This window comes from Nocardia sp. NPDC004860, from assembly GCF_040609015.1.
Taxonomy (GTDB): Bacteria; Actinomycetota; Actinomycetes; order Mycobacteriales; family Mycobacteriaceae; genus Nocardia.
On the sequence record NZ_JBEXJI010000060.1, the window covers coordinates 1 to 10,545 of the forward strand.

A 10,545-nucleotide genomic window follows, 5' to 3' on the forward strand; every position below is an offset into this window, starting at 1 on the left:
GGTCAGTGCGCTCCGGGCACCTCCACACGCCTGGTATCGGTCGATCTCGGCGCGGCGCTCGCTGCCCGCGCGGATCGCCAGCGCGGTCGGCGCACGCTGAGTCAGTCAGGCGATCAACGCAGTCCTGACCGCTGTGAGGCGGCGCTGGCGATCCGCGCGGGCAGCGAGCGCCGCGCCGAGATCGACCGATACCAGGCGTGTGGAGGTGCCCGGAGCGCACTGACCGACCAGATCCAAATCGGTACTGATCACTGTTCCCATCATGGCGTAGCCGCCACCGGATACGGCATCACGGTGCAAGATGATCGGCTCCGACCCGCTGGGAACCTGAATCGAACCGATCGGATAGCCCGCGTCGACGATGTTCGACGGGTCCGAGCCGGCGCCGAAAGGCTGAATCCTGTCCTTGAAGGACAGCTTTGGACCGCTGTATCGGAATCCTGTCCGGTCGGCCACCGGGGTCAATTGCCAGTCGGAGTCCAACAGGGTCGCGAGCCCCTCCTCTGTGAGACGGTAGTCGTACAGTCCCAACACGATTCGCAGTTCCACCTGCTTGCCGAAGACCGGCCGCAGCTTGTCCGGGACGATTCGCGGCGCGTACTCCGCGGCTGCCTTACCGATCGGGAGGACATCTCCAGAACGGAGATTGCGGCCCTGGTATCCGCCGAGCGCGCCCAGCGAGTACGTGGACCGGGATCCGAGTACCTCGGGCACATCGATGCCACCCGCGAACGCGATATACACACGTGCGCCGGAGGTGACGAATCCGAACGTCAGCTCATCGCCTTCCGTGACGCGGATCGCCTCCCACGCGCCGGCGGTCTCGCCGTTGATCTTCACCTCCGCCGCGGCACCGGTCACCGCGACAACAGTGGGGGTGGTGAAGACGAGCTTCGGGGGCAGGTACGGCGATTCGAGGACGGCCGCGCCTTCGTTGTTGCCCACCAGCAAGTTCGCCACGCGAGCGGAGAACTGATCGAGGGCTCCCGACGGTGGGATGCCGACATTGTACGAACCGGAGCGGCCCAGATCCTGCACGGATGTCGCGAGGCCGGGTTCGAGGATCTCAACGGCCATCGAGCACTCCTAGCAGTCGGGTGTTATAGCCGTTGGGATCGGCCAGGAAATCACCCAGAACGAACTCGACCGGCTCGATGCGGTACACGTCTTCGCCACGCGCAGCAGCCGTCTCCAACGCGGAGTACTCGGCTTCCCCGACAGGTCGGAACTTGACGATGTCACCGGGCCTGAACAGCACCATCGAATCGGAGAACACCTCGTGCCGCTGCTCGGGGTCGAAGATGGGCAACGGCGTGATGCCGAACATCTGATAGCCACCCGCACCCTTCACCGAGTAGATGCAGGCGAAACACCCTCCGTGTCCGATGGTCAGCTTGGGGGTCTCAGTCCTGGGGCGCAGATACTTCGGCAGCTCGATCTGCCGCTCCCGGTCGACCATCTGGAACATGAACGGCAGTCCGGCCACGAATCCGACCATGGAAACCAGCCACGGCGCGCCGGAATGCTGCTCGATGAACTGCTCCACCGAGTCCAGCCCGAGTTCGACCATGGCGTACTCAAGGTCGCTGCCCTCGGGGCGCTGGTGCCGATCGCGGAACTTCGCGCCCACCTCGTGGGTGTACGGGTCGTCGTACCAGACCGGAATCTCGATCAGCCGGGTGGTAATCGACAGCGACTCCTGCTCGGCCACTTCCGCCTCGATCTCGCGTACGCTGGCCTCCAGCGTGGCCGGGGCCAGCACATCCGGATCGAAGCGGACCAGCAGCGAGGCGTTCGACGGGCAGATGTCGAGCACACCTGCGAGATTCTTTCCGGCGAGGCCGGAGCTGATGGCCATCACCCGGAAATTCGCCGCGAGCGTCATCTCCTCGGCGATCTGAACCACCAGGTGCTCGTCGGCACCCCAGGAGTAACGGGATTCGCCGAGCTCGGCGGCCACGGTCACAGTCGCCTCAGACATGTGCGTGCCCCTCGGCTGCGGCCCGTTCGGCCATCCACGGCTCAAGCCAGGTTGTGTGGAAGTCCCCGGCACCGAACTCGGGGGTGCGCAGCACCGACTCCACGAATTCCGCGGTGGTCACAACACCTTCCACCCTCAACTCGCCGAGGGCACGCAGCAGCCGCGCCAGCGCGGTCGGCCGATCGATGCCCCACACGATGACCTTGGCCAGCATGGAGTCGTAGTACGGCGCCACGGCCGATCCGGAGGTGATACCGCTGTCGACACGGACGAACGGACCACCCGGCAGATCAAGCCGCTCGATCGTGCCCGGACTGGGCAGGAACCCCATCGCGGCATTCTCCGCGTTGATCCGGACCTCGATGGCATGCCCGCGCGGTCGCAGCTCCTCCTGGGTGAACGACAGCGGCTGCCCTGCGGCGACTCGCAACTGCTCGCCGACCAGATCCTGTCCGTACACCATCTCGGTGACCGGGTGCTCGACCTGGATACGCGTGTTCATCTCGATGAAGTAGTACTCACCGCGCACCTCGTCGTAGAGATACTCGACAGTTCCAGCGCCGCGGTAGTTCACCGCGGCCGTCAACGCAACCGCGGAATTGCACATGCCCTGTGCCGCCGAATCCGGCAGACGCAGCTCACCGGCCTCTTCGATGATTTTCTGACGTCGACGCTGCACCGAACAGTCACGCAGTCCCAGGTGGACTGCGCGTTCACCGTCACCGAAGACCTGTACCTCGATGTGACGGGCCCGAGGAACGAAGCGCTCGAGGTACACCGCGTCACTGCCGAAGGCCGCACGTGCTTCCGCCTGTGCGGTCGAGATGGCTGCTGGCAGATCCGCTGCCGCCTCGACGATCCGGATACCGCGGCCGCCGCCGCCGGCGGCGGCTTTGATGGCAACCGGGAAACCGATGCGGTCGATCACGGTGCGTACTTCGTCTGCGTCGGCGACCGCGCCGTCGGACCCTGGCACGGTGGGGACCCCGGCAGCCTGGGCGCTCTTGCGAGCGGCGACCTTGTCACCCATCTCCCGAATAGCGCTCGGACTCGGCCCCACCCAGACGACGCCGGCATCGATCACCGCTTCTGCGAACTCAGCGTTCTCGGACAGAAACCCGTATCCCGGATGTACCGCGTCGGCACCGGAGTCGGTGATCGCCCGCAGCAGATTCTCGGTGTTCAGGTAGCTGGCCGACGCCGGCGGAGGCCCGACCAGCACTGCCTCGTCTGCGGATTTCACATGTTCGGCTCCGGCGTCGGCTTCGCTGTACACGGCGACGGTGGCGATGCCCTGTTCCCGGGCTGCGCGGGCGATGCGCACCGCGATCTCGCCTCGGTTGGCGATCAACAATTTTCGCACGGCCTACTCGCTTTCGACAACAGCGACCACGTCACCCGGAGACAGGGTGCCGTGGTCTTCGACCTCGAAGGACTTCAGAGTCCCCGCAACGTCGGTCTTCAGTTCGCTGAATTGCTTCATGATCTCGACCAGCCCAACGGTCTGACCGACCGCCACCGCATCGCCGACCTCCACGAACGGCGGCTGACCCGGAGCCGGGGATCGGTAGAACACTCCGGGCAGAGGAGTAGCAACATTGTGCCCACTCACGGAAGTGCCTTTCTCTGTAACTTCTTGATGGATATGCCGACGCTGCGGCGAATTCGTTACTACTTCGCGATGCTGAGCTGGAGTTCGTCGAGTACCTCCCTCACGACCGTGGCGATCTCGACCGCATTGGGCGTATCGGAATGTACGCAGATGGAATCCACCCGGATCGGGAACTGCTCACCGGTTACGGCAGTGGCGAGACCTTCGGTCAGCGCCTGATTCGCGCGCTTCTTCGCTTCGTCGACCGGAGTGGCATGGGGGCGTCGGGCGACGATCAAGCCACCTTCGGCAGTGTATCCGAGGTCGACATAGAATTCGGCTACGAAAGGAACTCCGACCTCGGCGGCGGCCTTCTCGTGTTCGGAATTGGGAATTCCGAAGATCGGCACGCTGTATTCGGCGGCGACCTCGGCGACGGCCAGGGCCAGTTCGGGATCCCGCGAAGTCATCCCGTAGAGCGAGCCGTGTGTCTTGATGTGGTCGAGTTCGCCGCCCTCGGCCTTGAGGAAGGCGACGAGTGCGCCCACCTGGAAGCGCACGATGTCGGCGGCCTCGTCCGGGAACAGCTTCATCTCACGTCTGCCGAAACCGACCAGGTCCGGCAGGCCCGGGTGGGCTCCTACAGTGACACCGGCTGCGAGATTCTTCTTCACCGACTCGTGGATGCTGACCGGGTCGCCGGCATGGAACCCACAGGCGATATTGACGGTGTCGACGAGAGGCACCAACGCGTCGTCATTGCCGAAGGTGTGGATGCCGAAGGATTCGCCCATATCGGAGTTCAGCGAAACCATCTAATTCTCCCTACTGTCTGAATCTTTACGACGCTCAGGCGTCTTCGGTGTCGTTCTCGTACTCGTACTCGTCGCAGAAGAGGCTTCCGTTTCTTCCCCAATCCTCGCGGCTGACGTCGGTGAAGATGAAGTTGATCGTCTGTGGCTTGCACTTGGCAATGCGAGCGATCTCCGGAGTGAGAACGGCGATCATTTCACGCTTCTGTTCCAGCGTTCGGCCAGGAAACCAGTCGATCCTCACGAATGGCATGGAATATCTCCTTGCGGATATCGAATCTAAGAGTGCGCGGTCTTCGGCGTGTCACCAGCCGGGTCGACGTAGATGTCCTCACCGTCGACCTTGACCGGGTAGCGCGCCAGTTCGGCGTGGGCGGGGTTGATGCCCTTGCAGGTGTTGAGGTCGAACTGCCACAGGTGCAACCTGCAGGTGAGCTTGGCGCCGTCCAGCTCGCCCTCGACCAGTTCCACCTGCTGGTGCGGACAGATCGCCTGGGTGGCGATAATCTCGCCGCCGTCGAGATGGGCGAGAAGGATTTCCTGATCACCCACGGTGAACGACTCCATGTCGCCCTCCCACAGGTCATCGAGCGAGGCAACACGTTCGAATGCCATGCTTCTGCTCCTTGACTAGAAGAATCGGTCGTAGTGGATCTGGTCCACCGGGATCTGCCACTCGAGCACCAAGGTCCGCACCACCGCGTCGGTCATCATCGGCGGGCCCGCGACGTAGATGTCACGCTCAGCCAGTTCCCCCGGCGAGTACCGGGCCAGCGCCTCGTGCACGTATCCCCTGAGTCCGTCCCACGCCTCGTCCGCCGCGGACAAGACCTCGATGAGTCGTGTCCGCATGACAGAGCCCGCGACCTCGGTGACGAACTCCTCCACACAGCGGTCACGAGTGGTCCGGACACCGTAAATGAAGTCCAGCCGTCGTTCTGCGGCATCACCGCGGGCGGCCAAGCCACGGGCCACCGAGACCATGGGCGCCAACCCGGAGCCGCCAGCGACACAGACGATGTCGCGAGTGGTGTCCTTCAGATGCGCGTGCCCGTAGGGACCGTCCAGGTGGATGGTGCTGCCGACCGAAAGCTCAGTGACCCGCCCGGAAACGGCGCCGTCAGGGACCCGCTTCACCTGGAACTGCCAGATTCCGTCGCTGTTGGCCAGATTCGACATGGAGTAGGCGCGTTCGTGGTGACCGGAGCCACCGAAAGGGCCATCCAGGCTGACCATGGCGAACTGTCCCGGGAGGAAATCGGCGTCCTCGGCGGACTGCAGCGTGATCTCGATGAGATCATGGGTGAGCGCGCGATTAGTGATCACCTCCGCGCTGAACCGACGCGGTTGTATATGGCCCACCGGCCAGGCCGCGCCGATATTCATGTCCACGGACAGATCGGTGTCCGGGATCACCTGGCAGGCGAGCTGCCTACCCTTACGTCGGTCACGGGCACTCAGCCCGGGGGCGTCCTCCTGCAGGACGGTGAAGGAACCACCATCACATGTGAACTTGCACGACCCGCACCCACCGCTATTGCATTCGTAGCTCGCGGGCACCCCCGCCCGGAGAGCGGCACGCAACAGCGTGTCTCCCTCCGAACAGGGGAACGCGGGTGCGCCGGAAACCGTCACGAGATGGGCACGGTCCTGACGCACATGGCCGCCGTCGAGCGACATTTCAGGCTCCGAGCGGAAGCTGTGCACGGAAGGCGCGGGTACCGGCAATCGCGTTGTCGACGGCTTCCGGATTGTCGGCCAGGCCGGCACAGAAGATCGAGATGGCGGACTCACCGAGCGGAACCCACTTCTCGAGCCATTCGTTGATGGCAGGCACGTTCTCCGGATTCTGCGCCAGGTACCGCACGAGTTCGGCAGTCCAGCGGCGCGACCGCTCGCTGTCCCGCAGGGCGGCTTCGCTGAGCAGGGCAAACAGGATGTCGTCGTGCCGCCGGGCGCTGAGGCTCTGCTGACGGAAGAACGCCTCGTCGATCGCCGGCTTGGCCACGAGATTGAGTGCGACGAAGGCTTCCGCCCAGTCACGCGTGGCCAGCACCGACTCCATCAGCTCGCGGAAGCCCTGCCAGAGCGGCAGATCCTCCCACAGCCGACGTTCGTTCTCGCCGAATCCCGCCGACGGATGGGAGTGTGCTAGCTCGGCGGTACGGTAGGCGATGTTGGAAAGCCAGCGCAGCTGATCGGCGGATTGGAAGGCCGCGCAGTTGCAGATAGTGCTGGCGGGCGCCATATGCACCAGGTAGGCGCTGGCCATCTGCACCGTGTGCAGCAGGTATCGCCCGGGGGCGTAGCGCACCGCGAGACTGTTCACCCACTCCGTGTCCAGGCTCTTGTCGTGCTCCTCGTCGTTGTGCTGATCGAGAAGTCCTTCGACGTAGTTCTCCTGGCCGTCCTGCAGGATATTGTAGGTGCGGTAGACCAGCTCGTCGGGGTCCCGGAAGCCGTCGAAATCGTCGTGCTGGACGGGGCTTTCGTTGCGGTAGTGCCGGTACCAGTCCGCCATCACCCCCTGGTGTGCGACATCCCAGGGCTCCGACTTGTCACGGGTGTGCCACAGCAGGTTGGTGGAAACGATCTCGTACTCGCTGGGCCGACGCCGACGCTTGGCGAGGTGGCTCCACGTTTTCAGCGGCTTCATCGTTGCCTCGGTCATGATTCTCCTCGAAGTCGTCAGCTGGCCTTGTGTGCCAGGAAGAAGCGCACGTATTCGGTGCTGGTTTCGATGCGGCCGACGAACGACGGCATGCTGATCTCAAGCTCGTGCATCTGGAACGGGCGGCCGAGCTGCTCCTCGATCGTGGCCCGGCGTAGGACGCATTCGCCTCCGTCCACCTCGATGCGGACATACGAGCCGCGATTGCGCACGTCGACACGCTGGCCGGCATTGTCGATCGCAGCCGCTTCAGCGACTGCCTCCGCCAGCTCTCCGGCCTGTACGACAGGTCCGACAGGGTCGGCGATGGGGGTTTCGATGCTCATTTGCTGCCTCACTCGAAGTAGAACTCGACGGTGTCCGTCGGCTCGAGACCGGAATCGGAGATCCGCATCTCGCGCGGGAAGGGCTCATCGGCCCCCTGGGCGCGAGCGCGGATGGTCTTGCCGGGCTGGTCCGGAACATGGATTCCGACCGAGTGCTCGGCGGCCGCGGCAGCGAGCTGATCCATGGTGAACTCGGTGTCCGCGGCCACGAGCTTGAGCACGAAGTCACCGTGGAAGTGCGAGGAAACGGGGAAGGGCGCCATCTGTCTGCTCCTAGCTGGCGGTCGGGATCGCTTCGCGGTACTTGTCGAGCCACGCGAAGCCGTGCGCGTCATCGCCACCAGGGCCGATCACGCCGAGGCCCATGTACTCGAGGACTCCATCGAGGTTCGGGGGCTGGATATCCCCGCCGAGGAACCGGTCGATCAGGTTCTTGTGGTGGCGGTAGCGTTCGGGATCCTCGGTGAAGATCCATTTGTCGACCTCGGAGGCGAAGTGGTACTTGCGGCCGTCATGAACGAGGGAGATGTCCTTGAGGGACTTGCCTGGCGTACCCACGATGGGCAGCTGGGACACGTTGCATACCATCGGCAGAGTTCCCGGCACGGTCTTCTCCGTGCGACCGTGGGTGAAGTTGTCGATCAGGACATCCCAGACCTTGCCGAAGGTGTCGTTCCAGCCGGGGTACTTCTCCTCGAGCCAGTCCCGCTCCTCGGGGCTGACACCGGCGGCCGGGTTCCACCACAAGGTAGGGCGCCACGAATAGGTTCCGAGTTGCTGGCCGTGGTGGTGTTCGTCGAGGTCGGCCATGAAAATGTCCCAGTACCAGGGCTTCTTGAGGCCAAGGTCCTCGATCGACTTGATGAACTGCGTGACGATCCATTCCTGCATGAACTCCTTGAAGGAGCTCTCCCGCACGTCCAGCGGCACGTAGTAGTCCATGGGAATGCCCGACAGGATGGTGAACAGCCGGTAGGAACGCCAGAACGAGACGTCGATGTGGTTCTGCGCCTTGTCCTTCTGACCGTTCTCGATCAGCATCTGCAACAGCGGGGTTCCGAGCTGGGCGTGGCGCGCCTCGTCGGACTGGATCGACTGGATCAGCTTCGAGAAGGTGAAGTCGCCGGCATTGGCCGCGTCACCGGACAGTCCGATGAACTGCAGATTGGTGAATCCGGTCTCGAACGCGAAGTTCGCATAGATCGAGGTCGTCACCGCGTCACGGGTCATCATGATGTCGTCGAAGTAGTGGCGAGCACCCAGTGCCACCCAGTTGTTGGACCACATCGTCTGGTGCGACCAGTCGAACTGCCGGTCCTTGCCCACATATTCGTGCGGGAAGAACAGCTGGATCTGCCCATGCCGCATTTCGTCGAGCATTCCGAACGTCGCCATGTTCCGCATCCCGGGAGCCTTGCTCCAGCGGACGAAGCGGGCCTCCTGGAGCGAGGCTCCGTACTCGACCAGCGCGACGGCCGCGTAATGCTCCTTGAGGATGTTGATCCAGCCCGGATCGGCCTTGTTGTACAGGTCGGCGCGCTCGAGAGCCGCCTTCACCGAATACGCGCCCTCGTCCTTCTGCCGCTGCACATCGACGTACTCGCGGTACGAGACCTTGTACGGTTCGTCGTAGGTCGCCCAGACCTCGGCCGGGATGCCCTCACCGCCGGACAGCTCCGGCGGAAAGAGCTCGTCCTCGGTGATGTAGGACGGCGTCCATTCGGTCGTCCGAGCCAGGTCGTACCAGGCCTTGCGTTCGAGAAGTGCCATTATTGAATCCTTCTTTTCGATGTGCTCGTCGGTCAGCTGCCGTGGAAGCTTCCGAGGGGGCCTTCCCCGCCCGGATAACAGAAGGTGATGTTGGGTGAGTAGAAGCCGAAGGTGACCTCCAGTGGATCGGCCGGACGCAACGCATACACGTCCGATGACGGATCCAGGAACTCCAGCGACTCGACGACGAAACCTCCCGCAGAATCCATGACGAAGGGATAGCGGCCGCTCACGAAGCCGCCGTCCTGACCACGGGTGATGTAGCGCAACTGACCCGTGCTGCGGGTCCGTTGCGACTCATCGATCCGCACAGTGGTGCGGATCGTCGGCGTACCGTCGATGAACGTGGTGGCCACGACCGAGGTCGGGGTGATCTTGAGCGTGGTCTCACCGGAGGAGGCCGGTACGCCGCGTTCGGCGGCATAGCGGGCCATCGGTTCGCTGCTGTTGAAGTAGTGGGTCCACCAGCGCCCAGGAGTGCCGGCCTCGGTGTCGAGGCCGATAAGGTCCGCGCCCAGATAGGTGAGCGAGTACGCGCCGAAAGAGTCGACAGCGTCGGCGCCGCTGGACGTCTGCTGGGGGTCCGCCACCAGGTACTGGTTCATGAACACATCACCCGACTCTTTCGGAGTCAGGCCAGCCGGTACCCGCTTCTTGACGGCGTCGGGGTCCGCGGGAACCCACACCAGATATAGCATTTGACTATTGGCAATGAGCTGCGGGGCGTGCAGTGCGCTGCCTGCTGGTTGGGACATCATTCCTCCGCGAAGTGTGTGGCGAGTCACGTTTTCTTGGTGTGAGGTAACACTCTCTGCCATTCGCGAGGAAAGCGACCTGCCCGCACTGGATAAATTGAGCGCATGTGTTGTCCAAGATGCACAAACAACCCCGAAGTTGACGTTCTGTGTTTCGTGGCTATTTCCGACACAGCGCACATGCGTGAATCAACCTGGCGCTCTCGCCATGAGGCACCCGACCAGGGCGCGTAGGGACTGCTGCAGGGGTAGTGACCTGACCCCATGATTTCGGTCCGGGGCGTGTGAGAGCCTTGCAGCCCACGAAGTGGGCAGGAAGGCTCGAAGACCATGGCGACATACTTCGGTGCTGCCCGGTGACCCGGCAGGCGAACCGTTCGTTGACCTCCAGCGTTGGATCTTCTTGTGGTTGACCCTCCAGCCCTAGCCGCGGGCGTCGTGATACGCGCGGCGGAAACCCTGCCGTGGATGGTTTTTCGCCCAGTCGCGGAGCCAATCACGCAGCGCCGCATTGGGATCCGTGGCGATCTGGTTGCCCGGGGTATCTGGCGCGAGGAGGGACTACGAGTGCCGCAGCGGCGCCGCCGAAAACGCCTGGGCACCTCCACCGCCACGACGGTGACCACGAACGCGCCGAAC

13 protein-coding genes and 1 pseudogene are annotated in these 10,545 nt (G+C 63.7%); all 14 read right to left on the minus strand.

Annotated features, from left to right (window positions below; genetic code table 11):
- Nucleotides 1-105 precede the first annotated feature (105 nt).
- The 14 genes and pseudogenes from ABZV44_RS45315 to ABZV44_RS45380 all read right to left on the minus strand — a co-directional run bounded on the left by ABZV44_RS45315 (nucleotide 106) and on the right by ABZV44_RS45380 (nucleotide 9,906).
- Nucleotides 106-1,077, minus strand: a complete 972-nt coding sequence (locus tag ABZV44_RS45315) for a biotin-dependent carboxyltransferase family protein (RefSeq protein WP_354851540.1) — start codon at nucleotides 1,075-1,077, stop codon at nucleotides 106-108.
- Nucleotides 1,067-1,981, minus strand: coding sequence for a carboxyltransferase domain-containing protein (locus tag ABZV44_RS45320; protein WP_354851543.1), 915 nt, complete (start codon nucleotides 1,979-1,981; stop codon nucleotides 1,067-1,069). The genes ABZV44_RS45315 and ABZV44_RS45320 overlap by 11 nt, the downstream gene beginning before the upstream one ends.
- Nucleotides 1,974-3,344 carry an acetyl-CoA carboxylase biotin carboxylase subunit gene (locus tag ABZV44_RS45325; RefSeq protein WP_354851546.1) on the minus strand — a complete coding sequence of 457 codons (1,371 nt, stop codon included), beginning with the start codon at nucleotides 3,342-3,344 and terminating at the stop codon, nucleotides 1,974-1,976. Before ABZV44_RS45325 ends, ABZV44_RS45320 begins: the two co-directional genes overlap by 8 nt.
- 3 nt (nucleotides 3,345-3,347) lie before the next feature.
- Nucleotides 3,348-3,593: an acetyl-CoA carboxylase gene (locus tag ABZV44_RS45330; RefSeq protein ID WP_354851549.1), complete on the minus strand. Its 246-nt coding sequence runs from the start codon at nucleotides 3,591-3,593 to the stop codon at nucleotides 3,348-3,350.
- A 59-nt stretch (nucleotides 3,594-3,652) separates the two neighbouring features.
- Nucleotides 3,653-4,387, minus strand: coding sequence for a 5-oxoprolinase subunit PxpA (locus ABZV44_RS45335; protein WP_354851552.1), 735 nt, complete (start codon nucleotides 4,385-4,387; stop codon nucleotides 3,653-3,655).
- A gap of 34 nt (nucleotides 4,388-4,421) precedes the next feature.
- Nucleotides 4,422-4,637, minus strand: a complete 216-nt coding sequence (locus ABZV44_RS45340) for a tautomerase family protein (RefSeq protein ID WP_354851555.1) — start codon at nucleotides 4,635-4,637, stop codon at nucleotides 4,422-4,424.
- 26 nt (nucleotides 4,638-4,663) lie between these two features.
- Nucleotides 4,664-4,999, minus strand: a complete 336-nt coding sequence (locus tag ABZV44_RS45345) for a Rieske 2Fe-2S domain-containing protein (RefSeq protein ID WP_354851557.1) — start codon at nucleotides 4,997-4,999, stop codon at nucleotides 4,664-4,666.
- Nucleotides 5,000-5,014: 15 nt separating this feature from the next.
- Entirely contained in the window at nucleotides 5,015-5,710 is a 696-nt protein-coding gene (locus tag ABZV44_RS45350; protein WP_354851573.1) for an FAD-binding oxidoreductase, read from the minus strand.
- A gap of 93 nt (nucleotides 5,711-5,803) precedes the next feature.
- A pseudogene (locus tag ABZV44_RS45355) lies at nucleotides 5,804-6,064 on the minus strand (2Fe-2S iron-sulfur cluster binding domain-containing protein); the annotation flags it as partial.
- A 1-nt stretch (nucleotide 6,065) separates the two neighbouring features.
- The gene (locus ABZV44_RS45360) at nucleotides 6,066-7,055 is read right to left on the minus strand and encodes a toluene monooxygenase (protein ID WP_354851560.1); all 990 of its coding nucleotides are present in this window, start codon (nucleotides 7,053-7,055) and stop codon (nucleotides 6,066-6,068) included.
- Between the two features lie 17 nt (nucleotides 7,056-7,072).
- Nucleotides 7,073-7,381 carry an MmoB/DmpM family protein gene (locus ABZV44_RS45365; protein WP_354851563.1) on the minus strand — a complete coding sequence of 103 codons (309 nt, stop codon included), beginning with the start codon at nucleotides 7,379-7,381 and terminating at the stop codon, nucleotides 7,073-7,075.
- Between the two features lie 8 nt (nucleotides 7,382-7,389).
- A complete protein-coding gene (locus ABZV44_RS45370) occupies nucleotides 7,390-7,644 on the minus strand; it encodes a toluene-4-monooxygenase system B family protein (protein ID WP_354851565.1) in 255 nt (84 codons plus the stop codon).
- Nucleotides 7,645-7,654: 10 nt separating this feature from the next.
- Complete coding sequence (locus tag ABZV44_RS45375) at nucleotides 7,655-9,151, minus strand: YHS domain-containing protein (protein ID WP_354851568.1); 1,497 nt, start codon at nucleotides 9,149-9,151, stop codon at nucleotides 7,655-7,657.
- A 32-nt stretch (nucleotides 9,152-9,183) separates the two neighbouring features.
- The gene (locus tag ABZV44_RS45380; RefSeq protein WP_354851570.1) at nucleotides 9,184-9,906 is read right to left on the minus strand and encodes a hypothetical protein; all 723 of its coding nucleotides are present in this window, start codon (nucleotides 9,904-9,906) and stop codon (nucleotides 9,184-9,186) included.
- Nucleotides 9,907-10,545: the final 639 nt, after the last annotated feature.